General features: G+C 51.6%; 22 protein-coding genes. 2 read left to right on the plus strand and 20 right to left on the minus strand.

Annotation, left to right across the window (positions count from 1 at the left end; translation table 11 throughout):
- Positions 1 to 16 precede the first annotated feature (16 nt).
- From WFK81_RS11230 to pdhA, 6 genes are all read right to left on the minus strand, one after another.
- Positions 17 to 979, minus strand: coding sequence for a thymidylate synthase (locus tag WFK81_RS11230; protein WP_336786514.1), 963 nt, complete (start codon positions 977 to 979; stop codon positions 17 to 19).
- A gap of 161 nt (positions 980 to 1,140) precedes the next feature.
- Positions 1,141 to 1,626, minus strand: a complete 486-nt coding sequence (locus WFK81_RS11235; protein WP_336786515.1) for an acyl-CoA thioesterase — start codon at positions 1,624 to 1,626, stop codon at positions 1,141 to 1,143.
- Between the two features lie 110 nt (positions 1,627 to 1,736).
- Positions 1,737 to 3,152: a dihydrolipoyl dehydrogenase gene (lpdA, locus tag WFK81_RS11240; protein WP_336786516.1), complete on the minus strand. Its 1,416-nt coding sequence runs from the start codon at positions 3,150 to 3,152 to the stop codon at positions 1,737 to 1,739.
- Between the two features lie 5 nt (positions 3,153 to 3,157).
- On the minus strand, positions 3,158 to 4,465 hold the full coding sequence (locus tag WFK81_RS11245; protein WP_336786517.1) for a dihydrolipoamide acetyltransferase family protein: 1,308 nt from the start codon (positions 4,463 to 4,465) through the stop codon (positions 3,158 to 3,160).
- A 190-nt stretch (positions 4,466 to 4,655) separates the two neighbouring features.
- On the minus strand, positions 4,656 to 5,633 hold the full coding sequence (locus WFK81_RS11250) for an alpha-ketoacid dehydrogenase subunit beta (RefSeq protein WP_336786518.1): 978 nt from the start codon (positions 5,631 to 5,633) through the stop codon (positions 4,656 to 4,658).
- Positions 5,634 to 5,691: 58 nt separating this feature from the next.
- Complete coding sequence (gene pdhA / locus WFK81_RS11255) at positions 5,692 to 6,771, minus strand: pyruvate dehydrogenase (acetyl-transferring) E1 component subunit alpha (protein ID WP_336786519.1); 1,080 nt, start codon at positions 6,769 to 6,771, stop codon at positions 5,692 to 5,694.
- 293 nt (positions 6,772 to 7,064) lie between these two features.
- On the opposite strand from pdhA, the gene WFK81_RS11260 reads away from it, so the two are divergent.
- On the plus strand, positions 7,065 to 7,802 hold the full coding sequence (locus WFK81_RS11260; protein WP_336786520.1) for an alpha/beta hydrolase: 738 nt from the start codon (positions 7,065 to 7,067) through the stop codon (positions 7,800 to 7,802).
- A gap of 74 nt (positions 7,803 to 7,876) precedes the next feature.
- Here the strand turns inward: WFK81_RS11260 and WFK81_RS11265 are convergent, their stop codons facing one another.
- Together WFK81_RS11265 and WFK81_RS11270 are read right to left on the minus strand one after the other, a co-directional pair.
- The gene (locus tag WFK81_RS11265) at positions 7,877 to 8,350 is read right to left on the minus strand and encodes a low molecular weight protein-tyrosine-phosphatase (protein ID WP_336786521.1); all 474 of its coding nucleotides are present in this window, start codon (positions 8,348 to 8,350) and stop codon (positions 7,877 to 7,879) included.
- On the minus strand, positions 8,347 to 8,970 hold the full coding sequence (locus tag WFK81_RS11270; protein ID WP_336786522.1) for a trimeric intracellular cation channel family protein: 624 nt from the start codon (positions 8,968 to 8,970) through the stop codon (positions 8,347 to 8,349). Before WFK81_RS11270 ends, WFK81_RS11265 begins: the two co-directional genes overlap by 4 nt.
- A gap of 213 nt (positions 8,971 to 9,183) precedes the next feature.
- Between WFK81_RS11270 and WFK81_RS11275 the strand changes: the two genes are divergently transcribed.
- Positions 9,184 to 9,825 (plus strand): thiamine diphosphokinase, encoded by a 642-nt coding sequence (locus WFK81_RS11275; RefSeq protein ID WP_336786523.1) that lies wholly within the window; start codon positions 9,184 to 9,186, stop codon positions 9,823 to 9,825.
- A 13-nt stretch (positions 9,826 to 9,838) separates the two neighbouring features.
- Here the strand turns inward: WFK81_RS11275 and WFK81_RS11280 are convergent, their stop codons facing one another.
- The 12 genes from WFK81_RS11280 to mutM all read right to left on the minus strand — a co-directional run bounded on the left by WFK81_RS11280 (position 9,839) and on the right by mutM (position 22,478).
- Positions 9,839 to 11,794 (minus strand): endonuclease MutS2, encoded by a 1,956-nt coding sequence (locus tag WFK81_RS11280; RefSeq protein WP_336786524.1) that lies wholly within the window; start codon positions 11,792 to 11,794, stop codon positions 9,839 to 9,841.
- 540 nt (positions 11,795 to 12,334) lie between these two features.
- The gene (locus WFK81_RS11285; protein ID WP_336786525.1) at positions 12,335 to 13,117 is read right to left on the minus strand and encodes an MBL fold metallo-hydrolase; all 783 of its coding nucleotides are present in this window, start codon (positions 13,115 to 13,117) and stop codon (positions 12,335 to 12,337) included.
- Entirely contained in the window at positions 13,114 to 13,785 is a 672-nt protein-coding gene (locus tag WFK81_RS11290; RefSeq protein ID WP_336786526.1) for a GNAT family N-acetyltransferase, read from the minus strand. The genes WFK81_RS11285 and WFK81_RS11290 overlap by 4 nt, the downstream gene beginning before the upstream one ends.
- 211 nt (positions 13,786 to 13,996) lie before the next feature.
- Positions 13,997 to 14,662 carry a GNAT family N-acetyltransferase gene (locus WFK81_RS11295; RefSeq protein ID WP_336786527.1) on the minus strand — a complete coding sequence of 222 codons (666 nt, stop codon included), beginning with the start codon at positions 14,660 to 14,662 and terminating at the stop codon, positions 13,997 to 13,999.
- 31 nt (positions 14,663 to 14,693) lie between these two features.
- A complete protein-coding gene (locus tag WFK81_RS11300) occupies positions 14,694 to 15,554 on the minus strand; it encodes a carbon-nitrogen hydrolase family protein (protein WP_336786528.1) in 861 nt (286 codons plus the stop codon).
- Between the two features lie 13 nt (positions 15,555 to 15,567).
- Positions 15,568 to 16,923: a HAMP domain-containing sensor histidine kinase gene (locus WFK81_RS11305; RefSeq protein ID WP_336786529.1), complete on the minus strand. Its 1,356-nt coding sequence runs from the start codon at positions 16,921 to 16,923 to the stop codon at positions 15,568 to 15,570.
- Entirely contained in the window at positions 16,920 to 17,618 is a 699-nt protein-coding gene (locus WFK81_RS11310) for a response regulator transcription factor (RefSeq protein WP_091189218.1), read from the minus strand. Before WFK81_RS11310 ends, WFK81_RS11305 begins: the two co-directional genes overlap by 4 nt.
- Positions 17,619 to 17,697: 79 nt before the next feature.
- Positions 17,698 to 19,308 (minus strand): serine/threonine-protein kinase, encoded by a 1,611-nt coding sequence (locus WFK81_RS11315; RefSeq protein ID WP_336786530.1) that lies wholly within the window; start codon positions 19,306 to 19,308, stop codon positions 17,698 to 17,700.
- 117 nt (positions 19,309 to 19,425) lie between these two features.
- Positions 19,426 to 20,445 carry an SAM-dependent methyltransferase gene (locus tag WFK81_RS11320; protein WP_336786531.1) on the minus strand — a complete coding sequence of 340 codons (1,020 nt, stop codon included), beginning with the start codon at positions 20,443 to 20,445 and terminating at the stop codon, positions 19,426 to 19,428.
- A 43-nt stretch (positions 20,446 to 20,488) separates the two neighbouring features.
- Entirely contained in the window at positions 20,489 to 20,824 is a 336-nt protein-coding gene (locus WFK81_RS11325) for a cyclic-phosphate processing receiver domain-containing protein (RefSeq protein WP_336786532.1), read from the minus strand.
- A 3-nt stretch (positions 20,825 to 20,827) separates the two neighbouring features.
- Positions 20,828 to 21,658 (minus strand): deoxyribonuclease IV, encoded by an 831-nt coding sequence (locus tag WFK81_RS11330; protein ID WP_336786533.1) that lies wholly within the window; start codon positions 21,656 to 21,658, stop codon positions 20,828 to 20,830.
- A gap of 4 nt (positions 21,659 to 21,662) precedes the next feature.
- A complete protein-coding gene (gene mutM / locus WFK81_RS11335; RefSeq protein WP_336786534.1) occupies positions 21,663 to 22,478 on the minus strand; it encodes a DNA-formamidopyrimidine glycosylase in 816 nt (271 codons plus the stop codon).
- Positions 22,479 to 22,509 lie beyond the last annotated feature (31 nt).

A 22,509-nucleotide genomic window follows, 5' to 3' on the forward strand; every position in this document is an offset into this window, starting at 1 on the left:
GTTTGTTCCTGCTTTCTTATACGGCTACCGGAGCCTTAATGGTAGGATGCGGCTGATAGTTCTCGAGCTTGATATCTTCAACCTCAGCGTCGAAGATCGAACTCACATCCGGATTTATCGCAAGCACCGGCAGCTCCCTCATGTCCCGCTGCAGCTGGATATCAATTTGTTCCAGGTGGTTCAAATAGATGTGCGCGTCGCCAAGCGTATGAATAAACTCGCCGACCTCAAGCCCGCACTCCTGGGCAATCAGATGCGTGAGCAGAGCATAGCTTGCAATATTAAACGGGATACCGAGGAAAATATCGCCGCTCCGCTGATACAGCTGACAGCTCAGCTTGCCGTTAATCACATAAAACTGGAACATCGTGTGGCAAGGAGGAAGCGCCATCGACGGTACGTCTTCGGGGTTCCAGGCCGATACGATCAAGCGGCGGGAATCCGGATTTTTCTTGATTGTCTCGATAATTCCCTTAAGCTGATCAATCGTCTCGCCTTGGGTCGTCCGCCATTCACGCCATTGTTTGCCGTAGACATTGCCCAGCTCGCCGTACTTCTCGGCAAACGCGTCATCGGTGAGCACGAGATTCGTGAATTTGTCCATCTGCTCCTGGTACAATGCGTTAAAAGCCTCATCCGTCTGCGAGCGAAGGCCAAAGTTCGTCATGTCCGGACCCTTGTAGTCGGCGCTCTCCACCCATCTCTTAAACGCCCATTCATCCCAGATATGGTTATTATGCTGAAGCAAATACCGGATATTGCTATCGCCTTTAATAAACCATAGCAACTCGCTGACGATCAGCTTGAACGGCACTCTCTTCGTCGTTAGAATCGGAAAGCCCTTGGCAAGGTCAAACCGCATCTGGTAACCAAAGGTCGAGATCGTTCCGGTGCCCGTCCGATCCTCTTTCTTCACGCCGTTCTCAAGCACATGCCGCAGCAATTGCAAATATTCCGTTTCACTTGTTTGAACAGTCACTTTCTATATCAACTCCTTGTCATTGACCGGCACAGCTTCCTTCTCCCGCATACAGCGCCGGTGCAAGGTTTATCTAAAAACTATTAACCGAGGTTGTTCATCTTCGAATGCCCCGATAGAGGTTTTCTCTCCATTTTAACATTTTTCGCATAGGTTTGTCTTCACGTTTTCGCCGCATGCTGCCGTTCCCGTTTTCTTTTCATGCGCAGCTCATGCCGCTCCGGAGCGGTTGCAAACATATGGATCTCCTCGTCGGTCTCCGGATATACTTTAGGCACCATGGCGGGTTTTCCTTTATCATCCAACGCCACAAAGGTGAAGAATGCCGTAACCGTTGTGGTTCGCTCGGCCGTATACAAGTTCTCCGATTGAACGGTCACGCACACTTCCATGGAGGAATTGTTCGTCCAGCTTACGTAAGCTTCCACCTCAATAACTTCCCCGACTCTAATTGGCGCTACAAAATCAAGGCTGTCCGTCGAAACAGTAACCACCTGCATACGGGCATGCCGCATCGCGGCAATGGCAGCCGCCTTGTCCATATACTCCATAACCTTGCCGCCAAACATCGTATCGTGATGATTCGTATCCAGAGGGAAAATGATCTGCGTCATGACCGTTCTGGATGCACTAGCCGGCTTTTCCATAAGCTTTCGCTCCTCATGTTAGGTACAGTTATAATATGCAAAAAGAGGCCCGCATGCTGTTCAAGCCGCGGAACCTCTCTCACTAAATCTCAAATAACGTTGATCGGATATTACTTAGCAACCGTGTGGATTGGATGTCCAAGCGCTACTTCAGCAGCGTCAAGAACGATCTCGCCCAGCGTTGGATGCGCGTGGATAGTCAAAGCGATATCTTCAAGCGTAGCACCCATCTCGATTGCCAGAGCAAGCTCGGCAATCATGTTGGAAGCTTCCAGACCGATGATTTGCGCGCCCAGAACAAGTCCAGTGTCAGCATCGGAAACAAGCTTCACGAAGCCTTCAGTCGCATTAAGCGACATTGCGCGGCCATTGATCGCAAATGGGAATTTGCCCACTTTTGTTTTGTGGCCTTTGTCTTTTGCTTCTTTTTCGGACAGACCAACGCTTGCGCATTCCGGATCCGAGAAGCATACTGCAGGCACGCATTTGTAGTCGATAACGCTAGGCAGACCGGAGATCGCTTCTGCAGCCACGCGGCCTTCGTACATCGCTTTGTGCGCAAGAGCAGGACCGGCAATGATGTCGCCGATAGCGTAGATATGCGGATTGCTTGTGCGGCATTGAGCGTCAACTTCAACCAGACCGCGCTCGCCGACTTTAACGCCAGCCAGCTCAAGACCCAGGTCTCCGTCCGTGTTAGGGCGACGGCCAACGGTTACCAGCAGGTAGTCAGCCGTAACTTTTTCTTCTTTGTCGCCAACTTTGTAAGTCAGCGTCACGTCTTTGTCGGTTTGCTCGGCGCCTTGAGCCATTGCACCGGTTACGATGTCAACGTTAGTGCCTTTCAGCTTCTTCGCAACGATCGAAGACATATCTTTATCGAAGCCTGGCAGGATTGTATCGCCGCCTTCGATTACCGTTACTTTCGTACCGAACTTGGAGTACATTTGACCAAGCTCGATGCCGATGTAGCCGCCTCCGATCACAATGATGCTCTTCGGAATTTCAGGCAGCGACAACGCGCCTGTCGAAGAAACGATGCGGCCGCTGAACGGGAATGCTTTCAGCTCGATCGGACGGGAGCCTGTAGCGATAATGCAGTTTTTGAAACGGTAGCGCGGTGCTTCTTGATCGTTGAACACACGTGCTTCGTTCTCGTTGATGAACATAACTTCGCCGTTGAAGTATTGCACTTTGTTCGCTTTCAGAAGCGATGCAACGCCGCCGGTCAGTTTTTTAACGATACCGTTTTTGAACTCTTGCACTTTGTTCCATTCCACTTTCACGTCGCCGGCAGTGATGCCGAACGCCGATGCATGGCTGATGGACTCGTATTGATGCGATGCCGAGATCAGAGCTTTCGAAGGGATACAGCCGACGTTCAAGCAAACGCCGCCTACATTTTCCTTCTCGACAACAAGAACGCTTTGACCAAGCTGCGCTGCGCGGATTGCCGCAACATATCCGCCTGGACCTGCACCGATGACTAGAGTATCAATATCTAATGATGGATCTCCTACTACCATTGTAGTTACACCTCCATGATGAATAATTCTGGTTGACCCAGAAGTTGTTTAATGTAGTTCATAAAGTTTTGAGCCGTTGCGCCGTCGATGAGACGGTGGTCGAAACTCAGCGACAGAGCCATTACAGGAGCTGCCACGATTTCGCCGTTGCGCACAACCGGTTTCTCGGAAATACGGCCGGTACCCAGAATTGCAACTTCAGGGAAGTTGATAACCGGAGTAAAGAACATACCGCCTGCGGAACCGATGTTGGAAATCGAAATCGTGCTGCCTTTAAGCTCAGCGGCAGTAAGCTTGCCTTCGCGGCCTTTTGCAGCCAGGTCGCGGATTTTGTCTGCAACCATGAAAATATTTTTACGGTCGGCGTCTTCGATAACAGGAACGATCAGGCCGTTGTCCGTATCTGTCGCGATACCGATGTTGTAGTACTTTTTGTAGACGATCTCTTGGCTAGCTTCATCCAGCGTAGCGTTCATGATCGGGAATTGACGGCATGCCGCAACCAGTGCCTTCACGATGAATGGCAGGTAAGTCAGCTTGGAACCTTTCTTCTCTGCATATGGCTTGTATTTCGCGCGCAGAGCAACCAGTTCCGTTACGTCAACTTCGTCCATGATTGTAACGTGAGGAGCGGTGTATACCGATTTAACCATCGCGTTAGCGATTGCTTTGCGGATGCCTTTGAACGGTACGCGCTCTTCCGGACGGTAAGCGTCAACTGCCGCTGCCGCCGGTTTAGCTGCTGGCGCTTCAGCTGCTGCAGGAGCCGCCGCTTCAGTTGCCGGTGCTGCTGCAGCTGGTGCTGCACCGCCGCCGCTTGTTACGTCTTCGCGAGTAATGCGGCCGTTTTTGCCAGTGCCGGTAACCGTCGTCAGGTCAACGCCTTGCTCACGGGCAAATTTGCGAACGCTTGGCGTAGCCAGAACCAGACCGCCGGTTGCTTTTGGAGCTTCCGCCGGTGCAGCGGGAGCTGCCGCTGGTGTTGCTGCAGGCGCAGCCGGTGCTGCCGCTGGAGCTGGTGCCGCCGCCGCTGGTGCTTCAGCTGCAGGAGTATCTTGCTCTGGAAGGTCACCTTCTGCATCAATGATTGCCACAACTTCGCCGACATGGCAAACCTGGCCGTCTTTCATGCGTACTTCGAGTACAGTACCGTTAACCGGGCAAGGCACTTCTACAACTGCCTTATCGTTTTGTACTTCCATGATGATATCGTCATCCGTTACTTTGTCGCCGACTTTAATGTGCACTTTTACGATTTCGCCTTCGTGCAAGCCTTCGCCAAGCTCAGGAAATTTGTATTCAAATTTCGCCACTGTAGTATCCTCCTTAAAAGAATTAGCGCTTACTTGCGGTAATTCTTGCCTCGTAAGCATGAGCTTAAAGAATTAGCGCTTACTTGCGGTAATTCTTGCCTCGTAAGTCACTGCGTTTGCCGCCTTAATGACGGCTTTGCCCGCTGTTAAGCGGGCATGTATATCCATCATCCGTTAGGATGAATAGCATTTAGAAGTTCAGTACTTTATTAACCGCATCTACGATACGAGCCGGAGTTGGCAGCCAAGTATCTTCGATTTGCGCGAAAGGATACACCGTATCCGGGCCGGCAACGCGAAGCACTGGAGCTTCGAGGTGCAGGATCGCTTTTTCGTTGATTTGAGCGATTACTTCCGCAGCTACGCCTGAAGTTTTTTGCGCTTCTTGAACAACGATTGCACGGTTTGTTTTCTTAATCGAAGCCACGATTGTGTCGATATCGAGCGGCACCAGGGAACGCAGGTCGATAACTTCCGCGTTTACGCCATTCTTCGCGAGCTCGTCCGCCGCTTTCACGGCTGTGTGAACCATCATGCCGTAAGCAATGATCGTTACGTCGGAACCTTCGCGGACAACATTTGCTTTGCCGATCTCAACCGTGTATTCGCCTTCCGGCACTTCAGCGCGGAATGCGCGGTACAGGTTAAGGTGCTCCATGAAGAATACAGGGTCATTGTCGCGGATTGCGGCAATCATGAGACCTTTTGCATCGTAAGGATTGGATGGAATAACAACTTTGATACCCGGAGTCTGAACAGCCAGACCTTCCAGGGAGTCTGTATGAAGTTCTGCAGCTTTTACGCCGCCGCCAAATGGCGTACGGAATACGATTGGCGAGTTGTAGCGGCCGCCGGAACGGTAACGCATACGAGCTGCTTGAATGAACATTTGGTCCATGGCTTCATAGATGAAACCAACGAACTGGATTTCGGCAACTGGGCGGAAGCCTTGAATACCCATACCCACTGCCAGACCGCCGATTGCGGACTCGGCAAGAGGCGTATCGAATACGCGCTCCTCGCCGAATTCTTCTTGCAAACCTTCCGTTACGCGGAATACACCGCCTACTTTACCAACGTCCTCACCGAAGATAAGTACGTTCTCATCACGTTTAAGCTCCACTCGCATAGCGTCGCGGATTGCTTCCAACATATTCATTTGAGCCATGATCGTCAGATCCTCCTTCATTTTTGCTCGTGCAAAATCCCATCGTCAGGCAAGGGTTTTATTGAAAATCAGCCTTTTGCTCTTCCAGGTGCTGAGGCGTTGTTTCGAACATGGAATCAATCAAGCCGCCAACTGTCATTTTCTCAGTTGCTTCCGCTTTCTTGATGTTCTCGTTAACAGCCGCTTTCGCTTCCTCTTTCACACGGTTTGTATCTTCTTCCGTCCAGAGGCCTTTCTTCTCCAGGAACTTGCCGAAACGAATAAGAGGATCCTTAAGGCCCCATTCCGCTTCTTCGTCTTTCGTACGGTACTTCGTCGCATCGTCAGACAACGAATGCGGACGGAAACGGTAAGTCAGCATCTCGATCAAAGTTGCGCCTTCGCCGTTACGGCCGCGCTCAGCTGCTTCGGATACCGCTTTGATTACGGCAAGAACGTCCATGCCGTCGATTTGAACACCTTTGATACCGGCTGCAACCGATTTATGAGCAACCGACAGAGCAGCTGTTTGCTTCTCGTAAGGAGTTGTGATGGCATAACGGTTGTTTTGCACAACATAAATAACTGGAAGTTTAAATGCTCCGGCAAAGTTTAATGATTCATAGAAATCGCCTTCGGAGGAACCGCCGTCACCTGTGTAAGTGATCGCAACGCGCTTCTCGCCGCGTTTCTTGAATGCCATTGCTACGCCAGCCGCGTGAAGAACTTGCGCGCCGATAATGATTTGCGGCATAAGCACATGCACGTCTTCCGGAATTTGGCCGCCGTGTTGATGACCGCGGGAGTACAGGAAAGCTTGATACAGAGGCAGACCATGCCATACAAGCTGCGGCATATCGCGGTAGCCTGGGCAAATGAAATCATCTTTATTCAGCGCGTATTCGCTGCCAACCATCGAAGCTTCTTGTCCGGATACCGGAGCGTAGAAGCCAAGGCGGCCTTGACGGCCCAGGTTTACAGCGCGCTCATCCCAAGTACGGGTAAATACCATACGGTACATTAATTCTTTCAATTGGTCGTCAGTCAAATCCGGCATATATTCCGGATTAACCACGTCGCCGTCGAGCGACAACACGGATAATGGTTTTACAGGTTCCGTTTGAACTTCATATGGCAGTTTGTTAAGCACTTTGCTCATTTTGAACGCTCACCTCGATCATTAATATTTGAAAATCGGAGCTCTCTGTTATAGAATCATAATACACCTGTTTACCGAATATGGTCAAAGAAAAAAACAAAAAAACCGTTGTTTTTTCACTAATCTGGCCGCTTTTACTGATGAATTGTATATGTAACAGATTCAATTTTTCTGTATAACAGCATAATACAATCAAGGTTCAATACCAGACCATGACAGGAGAACGGGCAGATTCTCATTACCTTACTATTGTTTACCCACATGCCAACCATTCCATTCAGGGGGATTCACATATGACTGATGAACGATATTTAAAGCGTACCATAGTTAAAGAAATTGTAAAAAGCAGCTTCTTGCCCGAGGGCGAACGCAGCTTGCGCGTCTATTTGCCGCCCGGTTATAACGAGGTTCTGAGCTACCCGGTCGTGTACTGCCAGGACGGCGAGGACTTTTTCAATTTCGGCCGGATTGCCACAACGGCAAACCGCATTATTCTCGATGAAGGCGTTGAACCTTTTATTATTGTTGGCGTGGATGTCGACAAAACGTACCGAACAGCGGAATACTCGCCTGGCGGCGACCGTCATGAAGCTTATGTCCGGTTCTTCGGGCAAGAACTAATTCCTTTTATTGAAGGTAAATATCCCGTACGCACCGCTCCCGAGCACCGTCTGCTTGCCGGCGACTCCTTGGGCGGAACGATTTCCTTCCACCTCGCTTTGACCTATCCTGAGCTGTTCACGCGCATTTTGTCGCTATCCGGTGCCTATTATGACCGTTCCCGTGAATTAATGGAAGCTCAAAAGGACCTATCTTGGCTGGAGATCTACATGATTGCCGGCTTCCAGGAAACCGCTTATGATACCGGCCACGGCGTCTTTGATTTCCTCGACATCAACCGGAAAGCCCGTTCTCTTCTGGAAGCGCGAGGCGCGAAGGTAACCTATGCCGAAAAAGACGGCGGCCATCAGTGGGGCTTCTGGCAGCAGGAGCTGCCTGACGGCCTGATGCATTTTATCGAAGCGGAATAATTTAACGCAAGAAAAATAGGACAGTTTCAAACAGCTCCCGGCTGATTGAAACTGTCCTATTGATTTAGCCAGCCTTATTTCAGGTCGTTTACGATCTGTTCGAGAAGCCGTTCGCAGCCTTCCGTCACAAGCTCGTACACGTAATCGAAGTTACCGGTGTAATACGGATCAGGTACATCATCTTCAGCAACCTTAGGCAGCATGTCCATAAACTTGAAAATTTTCGCCGAGTGGGAAGCGTCTCCGATAATGCGGCGAACATCGGCTTCATTTTTCGAATCCATGCAGACGATATAATCAAAGGCTTTGTCCTGGGCGGTGAATTGTCTCGCTTTCATCCCGTCATAGGAAATACCGTGAAGATCAAGCTGCTTGCGCGTCCCTTCATGCGGCGGCTTGCCGATATGCCAATCCCCCGTTCCCGCGGAATCAATCTCGATGACGTTGGTCAGCCCTCTCTTCTCTACCAGGCTGCGGAATACGGCTTCCGCCATGGGCGAGCGGCAAATGTTGCCAAGACAAACAAACAATACGCGCGCTTTATTCATATAATGCCACCCTCCTTCTGTTTAAGCGATCTGCGGGGCAGTCTCCACTTATAATAAACCGACAGCATGCGGAACACGATAATTATAACAAACAAGATTAAAAGCTGTACGGTCGTATGGAACCATCCTTCGCCTACTGCCAGGCCTGCGAGCATCGCCCATACCGCATAGATTTCATCCTTTAACACGAGCGGCTTCCTGCCTGCCAGCACGTCGCGAATAATACCTCCCCCGATTCCGGTTAACATCGCCGCTACCAGCACGGCGCTGATCGGATGGTTCATTTCCGTAGCGTACAACGCACCCTGAATAGCAAACGCGGATAAGCCGATGGCATCAAAAAAGGCTTCGCTCTTTTTCCACTTGTTAATCCAGGATACAGGCAGCAGAAAGGCAATCGTCATCGCTATAACCGCTATTTCCAGCAGGTTTCCCTGGTTCCATAACGTCGTAACCGGCCGGCCGATCAGCAGGTTTCGTATGACACCGCCCCCAAACGCGGTCACAAGCCCGAGCACGAACACGCCCAAAATGTCATACTCTTCTTCCATGGCAACGATCGCGCCGCTGACCGCAAAGGCAACCGTACCGATAATACTGAAAACGCCAAAGATGTCCAACCCCAAACTCCTCCGCTTCCATGATGACCGTCCATTCGCGCATGTTCCGCCACTCCTGTCGGTATGTCCTTCATCATTTTAGCCGCGGATATCCGGTTTGACAATTGCTACTTTTGCCACTTCTTCTTTCTTTTTTCTCAAAAACCTAGTTTTATACCCCGGCTTCGCATTATACTGGCTTCAACACTATGCAGACAGAAAGGAAGATTAACCATGAATAACCGGATTATTATCTGTACGGGCGGCCGTTTGGGCGAATGGGTACGTCCCTATGTCCGTGCGGGTGATCGGTTAGTAGGAGCTGACCGCGGCGCCTTATTCCTCGTTCAGCACGGATACGCGCCGGATCTGGCGCTTGGCGACTTCGATTCGGTAACTCCGGAAGAGTTGGAGCTTATCCGTTCCGTAAGCCGGGAAACGGTTGCGTACGATCCAATAGACAAAGACTACACGGATACGGAGCTTGCCTTCCGTTATGCGCTGGAGCAATCTCCTTCCGAGATTCGAATGCTTGGGGCACTTGGCAGCCGCTTCGACCACTCTCTTGCAAATGTCCACTTACTGAAGCTTGCAATGGAGCAAGGCATTCCGGCCTCGATTACCGATGAGCATAATACGATCTCTCTTGCGGAGGAAGGGACCACCGAGCTGCATCAAAGCGAATACAGCCATATTTCGCTCCTTCCGTTATCCGAAGAGGTAACCGGCATTACGCTGCGCGGTTTTGTCTATCCGCTGCAGGAAGCTACGCTGCGGATCGGCCAATCTCTCGGCATAAGCAATATACTTGCTGAGCCTACCGGTACCTTGACCGTCCGCACGGGCACCTTATTAGTTATTCAAAGTAAAGACTAACGGGGCGAACAGCTTATTCCCCCGTTGCATCCGGCTTCGTCTCGATCGTTAAGCCCTCAACATACTTGCGGCCCATCAGCTTCCGCTTCTTCCGGTTCTCCTTCGTATCAAATACGATATCCATATCATAATCTGCTCCGGGATACAGCTTTTCCCTGCTGATATACGGTTTAATCCGCTTCCGGTTGAAGGACATCTTTTTCCCCTGGACCTGAACGATTACTTCTCCCCGCTCGTCAGCGGGTTGAAACACAATTCCTGCACGTTTCAGCGGATAGATCCATACGGCGTCTCCCTTGGCATAAGCTGCAGCTGGAGATTTTCCCTTCGAGTTGTTCGTCTCGTCCGGCTGCTCTGCTTGTTCCGGCAGAGCATGCCGTTCGTTAACCGCTGTATCCTCATCCTGAACCACTTCTTCAAGCGATTCATCCAATCGGATCTCCACTCTTCCCTCCGCAAGCTTCTCGGCCCGCTGCATCACATGCTCGGGAAGACCGAACCTTCTCGCAATTGCGAAAGCATGGCTCTCGCCCGCTTCCCCAATCTCCAACCGGTACAGAGGACGAAGCGTTTCGGAATCAAATGCCATTCTGGCATTCATGCAGCCGCGCGTTCTGGATGCAAACTTTTTAATCTCGTTAAAATGCGTTGTCGCACCCGTCAAAGCTCCGCGTTTCAGGAGTTCTTCCAGTACCGCAATGGATAAAGCAATCCCTTCGCCGGGATCCGTGCCCGCAGCGAGCTCATCCAGTAGAATAATCGTACGTTCATCGGCAGAATGAAGCATTTCCTTCAGAACGGCGATATGCGAGGAAAAGGTGCTGAGCGATTGTTCCAGACTTTGTCCGTCTCCTACATCGGCCATAATATGGCGGAAGACGCCAAATCGGCTTTGCGGGGATGCCGGAACGAGCAGGCCGGACTGCACCAGCAGAGCCAGTAGGCCAATGGTCTTAAGCGCTACCGTTTTGCCCCCTGTATTAGGTCCCGTTATTATAAGCTGCTTCCATCTGATACCCAGCTCCACGTTAATCGGTTCGGCGTGACCGCCAAGCAGCGGATGACGGGCTTCCACCAGCTTAATGACCGGCTCTTCGCTAAGCGTTACGGGCTGACCGTCATAGGACAGCGAGAGCTTGCCTCTAGCCAGCATGAAATCAAACGACGCCATCGCTTCCCGGTTCTGCAGCAGCTCATATTTATACTGCTCCGCTTCGTCCGACAATCTGGACAAAATAATCGTCCGTTCCCGCTCCTCCTCCGCCGACCATTCCTGCCATTCCTGCTGCAGCTCCGCAACGTCAATCGGTTCAATAAACAAGGTCTGGCCGCTTGCCGACTCATCCCATACGGTACCGGGTACCAGCTTCCGATGCTCCCGCTTGACGGATATGACGGATCTTCCTCTCCGCTTGCTGATTATCGGATCCTGAAGCGCCGACTTGTATTTGGAGAGCGAGGCTTCCAGCTTCTTGTGAATGCGGTCTTCGATGACGATAAGATGGCGTCGGATCGTCCCGAGATCGGGACTGGCTTGATCCGTCAACCGGCCGTACCGGATGCAACGGTCGAGCTCCTGTCTAAGATTCGGACAATCGTTCATCGAATCGGCATACGCCGCAATGGTAGGGGCGACCATTCGTTTATTGTTCATGTATCGCTTCATTTGTCCAATGGAAACAAGCCAAGCGAGCAGCTGGTCAAGCTCCGTTTCCGTATAGATCCTTCCCTTGCCAAGCAGCGCCAGGAACGGATCGATCCCATCCATGGCGGAGAGCGGTACGCTTGCTCCGCTCGCCAGCAAAGCCGCAGCCTCCTCCGTCTCGTTCAGCCATGCCCGGATTTGTTTCGGATTGGTGCTGGGCACATGCCGCTCTGCCAATAACCGCCCTGCAGGGGATACGGTGTAGCCGATCATTTTGTCTTTCAATTTGTTATATTCCAATCTTTGAAATACGGCTTCTTTCATGTTTGGATGCTCCTTTTAAGGTTTTTGGGTGAGAAAACCTCTATCGATGTATTTCGAAGGTGTGCGACCGCGGCTAGAGGTAGGTTTTATCGCCAAATAGAATTTCTGTTTTCTGCTGACATTGAACATTTAAATTCTATTGAGGCACAAAAAAAAACAGGAACAGAACGCAGAAGCGTTCCGTTCCTGTATCGGCTGCACCTATCCCGTCATAGGCTCCGCAGGGCACAAAAAAACCGTGCTGCAAGAGCACGGGTGATTGGCCGCTGCCGAATAGCATTCAGGCGGAAATCCTCATGTCCTTAACTCATGGCATCGGTCCTTGTCAAAAGACGTCGCAATAGAAGCATGCAATACGATGCAAAATTTGCATCCGCAAGCCGTTCAAGCTCATCTAACAAGACCGATCTATCCAATTAAGAGTTAAGAACACCAGCAAACATCAAAATTTCCCCTTTCGGAATAAGCAAAAAAGCTATGAAATAGCTAAATCCGTTAGCTATACACACAATGTACGCTAACGGATTGTCATTTGTCAACCTATTTACCTACAAAAACTTCCATGCCGGTTATCGCAAACTCCGCATAGGAAGGCAGAGGGTACGATTTTCTAAGATCAATATCATGCGACATATGAGTGAACACAGTCTTCTTTGGCCCCCATGCCGGAAGGAGCTCAAGCGCCTCCGTCACATCGTAGACGGATCTTGTTTCGTAAGGGAAATTCTCCTTGTAAAAGCTTGTGCCAAGCACCAGCAGGTCAAGCCCGTGCAACGGCTTCTGCTGTTCGCCCGTAAGTCCGATGGAATCGGAGCAGTATGCCCATGCTATACCCGAGTCCTTGCGGTCAAACCGAAACGCATAAGCATATCCGTTCTTCCCGTGATTCACTTTCCAGGCCGATACCTCCCAGGTCCCGAAGGAACAAGGCTGATCAATCGGTATAAAAGCGATGTTCCGCTCCAGCCATGGAAAACGCTGAAGGATCTCGAAGATAACTTCGGCAGGAGCGTACGCTTCCCCCTTTACGCCTAACCACCGGCAGGCATCCGCCCATTCCGGCAATCCGCCAATATGGTCGAAATGAGCATGCGTGACAAGAATGCGGTTCACGAACCGGAGCTCTGCAGCTTCCATTTGATTGCCCCAATCCGGTCCGCAGTCAATCATCATTGTACCGAAGTCCGGGGAATCAAGCTGGACAAGGGAGCGGTACCGGCGGTTTATGCCGCCAGTTCGCGCCTCGCTGCATACCTCGCAGTCGCAGTATACGCGGGGAACCCCCATCGCATCCCCTGTTCCCCGAAACGTAATCGTGATCATATCGGCAGCAGCTCGATTTGATCGCGTCCGCGAAGCCCTTCCACCATATCGAGCCATTGCTGCGGTTTGTTAGGCAATGCCGAATAATAAATTTCAAGGAATTGAACTACAAGGCCCGCAGGTATAGCAGCCATGTCTTCGTCCGCCGGCAGGAAACATAGGTTAAGTCCTTCAACCGCTTCTCCGTTATGCTCCCAGGATGGGTGAACGTAAGGGAAGTTAATCATTTTGTAGCCGATATGAGACAAAACTTCTCTGCGTACAAACGGATTCATCGGCGTTACTCCGCCGAATTCATGCTCGCCGCGCTCGTACGGGTTATAGATCTCGGCAAACATGCCGATTGGCGCATTGCCGGATTCGCGGGCTAGTCTTGCCAGGTCTTTCTCGCGGCCCCGCATCAGGAAACGGCCAATTCCTTTGTTCGCTACGCCGATAATCGTAAAGTCGGTCATCGCAACGCGAAGCTCGGGATAATAGCGGTATTCAGTCGATCCAACCACTTCGCCATTGTCTACTGCAACATAGACATGAATGCTTGGATCTTCAAGCGGCTCTTTCCAAAGCTCGTAAGCCAATACCTCTTCGGGCGGGAAAATGCGTTGGAGAAGCGCATGAAGCGATGCGAAGTACGGATCGTTGATAGATGTAATGCGGTGATATTGCATGATTATTCTCCTTTCTGTTAAGGGACGTGGGGGCACTATGAGAAAGCTTGGGCTTTCGGCCGCTGTTGTTTTTAAATTTCTCGAATTATATGCTCGTATAGGTTGAAATTTAAAAACAAAGGCGGACGCTACGCTCCGAAAGCTCCAAGCTTTCTCTCCGTGCCCAACACGTTATTTTAATAAAGTCGCAAAAATCAAAGAATAAACCGTATTAAACTTGTATGAAAGGATTGCGCCATTCCATCAGAGCCGCGTAATTGCGAGACTCTTCGTCATCCAGATAGTCGGACGCGATACCGACCGGCGTGCGGCCGCAGCGCAGAAGGAACGTAATGACCGGATCCTTGTAAATCCCCGTCATCACCTTGTCCAGGTATTGCTCCGGCGTTTCTTCCGCCGCGTACTTATGGTAGCCCGGCATTCTGCCGGCTCCCAGCAGGCGCTTTAGCCTCAGGTGCACAACGGTCTCGTACATCGACTGCAGCAGCCATTTGCCGATTCCCGCTTTGCGGTAAGCGGGTATGACGCAAATGTCCGCAACGTATAACGTATCCCCTCCGGGATTGTGGTTGCGGATATAGCCGCTGTCCGTAATCTGCTCCCAGCTGTGCGACTCATGATATTGGTTCATATCCACGATAAGCCCGGTCATGGATCCGATCACTCTTCCGCCGATCTCGCAGCACAACGCGCCTTCCGGGAACCGGGTAATATGCTCATTCAGCTGCTCTTCGCTCCACCACAGCTCCTCCGGATAAGGAGGCGGGAAGCATTCGCTCTGCACCGCAATCAAGCCTTGAAAATCTTCCTTCGTATACGAGCGTATAATAGCTTCCGTTGGAACTCCGTCATGAATGACGTATAATTGCTTGCGCATTTCACGCCCTCCTTCCGCTGCTGCAGCTGGCTTAAGCCCAGTCCGTATACAAGTCTGTCCTGCGGTCTCTCCATGTCGTTACGGAACCTGCGGCGCGGACATCCTCCAGCAGCTTCAGATCAAGATCCGCTACGATCAGCATGTCGTCGTTAATGACGCCTTCGCTCAAAATCCCCGCAGGCGGGAACGGAATATCGTTAGGCGTGATCACCGCGGCCTGACCGTAGTTCGCGCGCATAAAGTCAACCTTGCGCAATGCACCTACCGTACCCGTCGTTACGATGTACACCTGATTCTCCACGGCCCTTGCATGGCAGCAGTACCGGACGCGGTAGAAGCCATGACGGTCATCCGTGCAGGATGGGCAGAAGATAACGTCCGCGCCTTTGGCGCGAGCCATCCGGACGATCTCCGGAAATTCGATATCATAGCAGGTCAGCATGGCGATTGTGCCAAAGGGCGTCTCGAACACCTGAAGACCGTCGCCAGGCGACATATTCCACTCGCTGACTTCGGTAGGCGTGAGGTGAATTTTCGCTTGGCGGTCAATCTTTCCGCCTGGATGGAACAAATGCGCCGTGTTCTGGCGTTTGCCGTTACCCGCATCGACCACATGCGTCCCGCCAACGATATGCATGTTATATTCGGCGGCAAGCGAACGGAACAGGCTTTCATACTGCTCCGTAAACTCGGGAAGACGGTCGATCGGCAAGGCATTGCCCGTATCGTCGCCAATCGATAACAGCTGCGTAGTCATAAACTCAGGGAACAAAATTATCTCTGTTCCGTATTCGGATGCATTACGGACGTAATGCGTGACCTGCGCGGCAAAATCTTCAAACGACTCAATATCTTCAAGCTTATATTGCACGGAGGCAACCCGGTATTTCAACGAACCTCTCCCCTTACTTTCTTTGTTTGAATTGAAGCGTAATCGTTGTCCCGAGATCAGGCAAGCTGAATACGTCGATCTTGCCTTCATGCAGATCCACGATACGCTTGGCAATCGACAGCCCAAGGCCGGCTCCGCCGGTCGCGCGGCTTCTTGCCCCGTCTACACGGTAGAAACGCTCGAACATATGCGGGATTTCATTCTCCGGAATGCCGATCCCTTTATCCTTTACTTCAATCTTCACGATATTTTTCGCCACGCTGACGGAAACATCGATCGGATCTTTACTGTATTTAATCGCATTGTCCAGCAAGATGACAAGCAGCTGCTGGATTTTGTCCTTATCTCCATACATTCGGATGGATCTCGACAAGGCCTTCACCCGTATCGGCCGCTGGAAGGTCGTCTGGAGCATAACCGCCAGCTCTTCGACCACAAGCACCACATCGAACATCTCTTGATTCAGCCAGTCCTCCTGCTCGGCTTCCGCCAGCATCAGCATCGACTTCGTCAAGGTTTGCAGCCTGCTGGCTTCTTTATCGATGGCTTCAATAGCCTCGTCTCGAATGCTCGCATCATCGCGTCCCCAGCGCTTCAGCATGCCCGCGTAGCTGCTAATAACCGTAAGAGGGGTCTTCAGCTCGTGGGAAGCATCGGCAACAAACTGCTTTTGCCGCGCGAACGTCCGGTCAAGCCGGTCGATCATCTGGTTAAAAGCACGGACCAGCTGCTGGAGCTCTGCCGACTCCTCGTGGCTGGAGGGCTCGATTTTACGCAGCTTGCCGCTCCTGTCGATCTCGCGCATCGTATTAATCATTTGCTGCATCGGGGAAGTAAGACGAGAGGTAAACCAATAGGTCCCGAAGATGGCGAACAAAATGGCTCCCGCACTGGTTACCGACAATGCCGCTACCAGAATTTGCAGATAATCGTCAAGTTCATTCAGCACGCGGTTGATTTCCAGCATCGCAACCACGTTAGGCCCGTCATAGATCGGCACGCGCATGTACATGATGCGCTCGCTGCCTTTTTTGATTATCCCGGTATCGTGATGGCCCTGGAAAGACGCGGGCAGATTGAGCAGTATGGGATCCGAGCCGGTAATATTGACGATTTTGTTATCGGGTCTAATAATCCGTATCATTTCGTTGACATTGTAATACTCACTAAGCAAATCGGCGTCGTAGATTCCTTTGCCGTCCTGTATTTTCGGATTTTCGAGCATTAGATTCACTTTATTCCCGATAACGCGCTCTTCGCTCTCCGTCGTTATCTTGATGACATAGAAGTAGACAAAGATATTAAAGAGAATAAGAATAAAAATAAGCCAGAATATCGTAAAGAGCGTGAACCGTTTGCGAAGCGTCATGCGTCAGGCTCCTTTATCATATAGCCAACGCCCCTTACGGTATGAATCAGCTTATGACGGTACCCCTTGTCCAGCTTTTGACGCAAGTACCGGATATAGACGTCCACCAGGTTGGTTTCCCCGATAAAATCATAACCCCACACTTCCGATAAAATGTCTTCCCGCGACTTCTCTTCGTTCTTGTTCTCGACCAGATAAACAAGGAGCTCGAATTCGCGCGGCGTTAGCTCAATAACGATATCCTTGCGGTATACCTTGCGGGTACGCAGCTCGATCGTTAAATCTCCAACCTTGATCAGGTCGGAGCCTTCGGATTCTTTCGGGTACTGCTGGAAGATGCGCAAAATGTTGCGGACGCGGGCGAGCAGCTCTTCCATCGCAAACGGCTTTGTAATATAGTCGTTTGCCCCATGCTCAAATCCGCTGACTTTGTCCGGAACCGTATCTCTCGCCGTCAGCAAAATAACGGGAACCGGATTACCGGCTTGTCTCAGGCGGCGAAGCACTTCGATGCCGTTTAGTTCGGGAAGCATCACATCGAGCAATACCAGCTCCCATTCGCCGGTTGAGGCCATTTCATAACCTGTCCGTCCGTCGGCCGCTGTACCGACCGTATATCCTTCATGCTCTAATTCAAGCTGTAAAATGCGGGAAATACCCGCCTCATCTTCAACTACCAGAACTCGTTCGTTCATGTACGGATGTCACCTGCTTCTAAATATGCTATGGACTCGTATTCATCATAAAGAAGGTTTATTTCAATTGCAAGCAAGGTCAGCGTCCAAACCTGACATGAGCTGCATTCCTTTGCGTTTCTTGCGAAATAAAATCGAGGAGAGGCATCAAGGCTTTCTCCAGCGGTTTGCCCAACCCTTTTACATCCGTTGCCCATTTGCCCCGCCAAATCGCATCCAGGCACTCGGCTGCGGGGAGCAGCGGAACAGCGGCAGCCGGAATTTCGGGCATCATTCCGACCCATTCGCTCCTGCCCGAAAATTTAGCATCCTTGTTGGCTATCCACTTCAGGGAAGCGCCGGCTGCTTTAAGCTTCCCGCTTAATTGCTCCAGCTCCAAAATCCGATCCGCCTTCCATCTGGAAGGATAAGGATCGGCAACGGCCAGAACAAGGTCGGATTGGAGCAGCCATTCCTTATGAGGAATCATTGCTCCGCCGGATACATCGGTAATGGACACGGCAATATCCTTCGCCCTCAAGCGCAGCCGGAGCTTATCCAGCTCATCTCTATTGTCTAGGGTTACCGGATGCTTCTGGGCATGCCACCATACCCCCTGCTCGTTCCAGCTAAAATACCTGTCTTCCAGTTGATCTCGTCCTCTCATATTATTTCGCAGCAACGCCGCCCATTCAGGCCGTTCGGAAGGAAATTCCGCGGCAGCGCAAGGGATTCCGCGAGCCGCAAGCAGCTTTGCCAGAGTAATCGCCACAAACGTCGCCCCCGCTCCGGACGAGACGGGTACAACGGCAATCTTCAACATGCGGCCGATTCCCGAATGGCCTCCCGATACGTGCTTTGACGTTTCAGGAAAACGGGCATGAGTGGCTTTATTAGCCGCCATGCCGGCAAAGACATGCAATTCCTTCTCCACTTCAACCATCGTATTATACCGGTCTTCGATACGAGGCTGAACCATTCTCCACAGCAGATCGGCGAACCCCCTTGGCACATCTGCCCGCAATCCCCGGATAAAGCTGCCGCTTCGGTTCATCATTTCCGCTTGGTTTAAATAGCTCCCTTCACTGAGCAAATAATAGAGCAATGCACCAAACCCGTAGATATCGGTTCGGACCTCGCTCCGTCCCATATGCTGCTCCGGAGCCGCAAAGCCCGGCGTCCCCAACTTCATCGTCGTCTGCGTCTGCAAGGTTGTTCTTGATTTGGCGATTCCGAAATCGATCAGCCGGACATGACCGTTATGTTCTACCATGATATTGGATGGCTTAAGATCGCGATGAATGATTGGCGGAAATTGGCTGTGCAAGTATACAAGCGCCGAGCATATCGGGAGGGCAAGCTTTAATACTTCTCCGAAAGAAAGCTGCCGATTTTGCCGGTTGAACAGCTCCCCCAGCGTCACTCCATGGATATAGTCCATAACGATGGCTTCAGCTCCGTAACCCGTTAACGCGAAGCTGTCCATAATATGAGGCAGATTCGGATGGCTGAGACGCATCAGCACTCTGGCTTCCTCTGAAGCGCGGTCTGAATCCGTCACTTTAATCGCACGAAGCTTTCCTTGGAGCTTCAAATCCTCGGCTGCGTACACCTCTCCCATCCCTCCGCTGCCAAGCTTCCCTACCAGAGCGTACCGTTCGCCGATCACCATTCCGGATTCGAGAGGAATCAACCTGCCTTCATTTTGCATGATAGCAACTCCTTTATGATCATTATTTGCAAAAAAAATCCCGGCTTGAAGCAAAAGTCCCCTTGGACTTCTGTTCAAACCGGGATGCTTTCCCTGTTGTATTCCGTTATATCACGCCTACTGCTTCTTTTCCAGGTACAACGTAATCTCTTCGCGGTTATGGAATAACTGCTTGGCGCGTTTAATGATAAATGCGGTTGAAAAGCGCTCCTTCACCTCGCGTATCGTCTGAAGAGGCTTTTTGTGCATCAATTTTATCGTAATGATAGCCGTGGCACGAGGCGCCAGCGTCTCTTCCAAATCAAGCACCAGACGGCACATCTGCATAGGGCTCCAGCTCATGTCGCAGACAAGCAGATCAAAGGAACCCGGCTTGAATTTGACCTCCGACGCATTCCGTTTCAGGTACGTCAATGCCGGATGTCCGGCCAGCGACGGGTGCATGTCTCCCGGATCAATCGCCGTTACCCGCAGTCCCCGTTCGAGCAGCAAGGATGTCCAGCCGCCGGGCGCCGCTCCAATGTCCACGGCATTCCTGAACGTGGAATAATCAAGCCCAAACTCCCGCTCCGCTTCAAGAAGCTTGAATTTGGCGCGCGAAATTTGCCCTTCCTCCCGCTGAAAGCGGATCGCTCCGCCAGGCCAATCGGACAGCATGTCCTCCGGCCGGCCAAAGCCGATATACAGCTCGCTTTCCGCGGCATAAATGGCAATGATAATATCCGGATGCTGAACGACGGGTTCCGCACCAAGCTCCTCCAATACCGCATCCAGCACAGCCTTTGTGTCCGAAGCGGAATACGGGAATGCCGTCTTGTTCAAGCGGCGGACATGGATGGCCACCTGCTTGTCCTCAAACAGCAGACGCGAACGTCTTATCGTCTCCGAAAGCTCCTGCAGATCATCCGCATTGCCTTTAATCTCTACCGTACGGTCAACAGGCTGCATATGCCGCAGGAAAATCGGCTTGTCCGCCGCAACAGCCGTGGTAACGTCTTCCGCGGACAGCTCGCTGTCGAATAAAAAAGTTTCCCCGGCGGCGAGCTGCGTTACTTTAACGCCGTTTAACAGCCGCCGAAGCTCTTCAATTGCATAAGGGGAATACCCCTGATTAGCCGTACCAATCCATCGGCTCACTTCAACACCTCCGTTGTTACACCAACCCTAAAAACATCTATCATCAACTGCCGGCCGCAATTTCGTCAAGCAGCGAGTCCGGCATTGGCCCGTTCATAATTTTCATTTCAATCGGCGCATGGGACGACAGCATATGATACATGTGCATTCTTCCCGCCGTGCTGGAGGTATGCAGATAGACTGCTTTCGGATAACGGGCGGATTCCACCATATGGCGAACGACCTCATAACCCGTTGGCTCGTTCCAGCCCAGATCATAGTCTAACGACAAGATATCGATGGATTCGGAATCAATCAGAAGCTTGCATTCCTCCGCGTTCCGAGCGAGCACGAAGCCTTTTGGACAAGGACGGTAATCATCCAGATATACATGTATCATTGTTCATGTCCCCCATTCGCGCATCAGGTTTAATTGCCTTCCATAGGTGCCGTCTTCGTCTGAAGGCGTTTCCAGTATAAAAGGAACGTCCGCAAGCGCGGGCACGGACATCAGCCACTTCAATCCTTCTTCGCCGATATGACCGCTCCCAAGCGCCGCATGACGATCCCGCCGCGCGCCAGCCGCAAACATCGAGTCGTTGAAGTGCACGGCCGCCACATGCTCCAGCACCCCTAACGATGCAGCTTTCCGCAGCCATTTCGCGTCCGTCTCCCCATGCCACAAGCCGCTCGCAAACATATGGCAGGTATCCAGGCAAAAAGCCAGCTTCGCAGGCTCGGCGCATAATCCCCGGATTTGGGCCAGCTCCTCGATTGTTGTCCCCATAAACGTATGCTCGCCCGATTGGATCTCAATCAGCAGCTTGGCATGGCCGTTCCACCGGCTCGTCACGTCATTCAGCGATTGAATAATGGACTGGTAGCCGGCAAGCGGTTCTTTCCCCTTATATACGCCAAAATGAACGACAACCCCAATCGAGCCGCAGCTGTTCGCAATATCCAGATCGTTAAGCAGCGATTCAACGGTGCGTTGACGGACTTCCTCCCGATCCGAAGCTAGATTCGTCGGGTAAGGGGAGTGGGCGATGGTTAGAATATCGTACTGCCTGCACAGCTCCGCGCAGCGCTCTGCCTCCCTCCGGTCGAAGGATTTGAGCCCTAGGCTGCGGGGGTTTTTCGGAAAATACTGAAAAGCATTAATGCCGCCCGAATAGGCGGCTTTGGCGGCGGAGGCGTAGCCTTCTTTTATGCTGAGATGACGGCCGATGTACATCGCTCTATTGTTCCTTCTGGCAGACCGGGCACACGAAAGCTTTGCGCGACGAGATCTCGAACTGCTCGATCGCGGTGCCGCAAACAAAGCACGGCTCTCCCCCGCGGTCATATACCTGACAGTGATCGTTGAAACCGCCGGTAACGGTATCTCCAGCTGTTAAAGGCTGCTCCATGTAACCGCCTTTTGAAATCGCTTCCTTTAACACACTATGCATCGATTCATAGACTCGTTCCCATGTTTCGTCTGTCAAGGAAGGAATTTTTGCATCCGGGCGGATTTTTGCCGAGAATGCAATCTCGTCCGCGTAGCAATTGCCGATGCCGGACAGCACATGCTGGTCCACAAGGGCGGTCTTCAGCGCGCCTCTCTTCTTGTCGAAGCGTGCTTTAAAGCGCTCAAGCGTCAATCTTTTATCGAACGGATCCGGTCCAAGCTCGGAGAGCTTCGCATCCGCTTCCTTCACGGACATTAAATGCAGATAGCCGAGACGCAGACCGATAAAATACAAATTGCCCGTCGCAAAGCGGATCGTTACCTGTACGGTACGGTCGGGACGCTCTTCGTCGCCGCCGAAAAAGAGCGTGCCTCCAAGCATCAGATGAAGCACGAGACGTTTGCCGTTATCGAGGTGGAATAACAGATGCTTGCCTCTGCGTTCCACAAACCATATCGTCCGGCCAACCAATTCCGCTTCGAATTGCTCGGCGCTAATGTTAATCGATTTATCGCGGGTAACTTCCGTTCCCGTAATCGGCGAGCCGATAATCAGCTCCGATAATCGTAATCGGTAATGTTCCATTTCCGGTAATTCCGGCATGCATGCTCGCTTCCTTCCTGTCGGCTCTATT

It is taken from the genome of Paenibacillus sp. MMO-177, from assembly GCF_037147795.1.
Lineage (GTDB): Bacteria > Bacillota > Bacilli > Paenibacillales > Paenibacillaceae > Pristimantibacillus.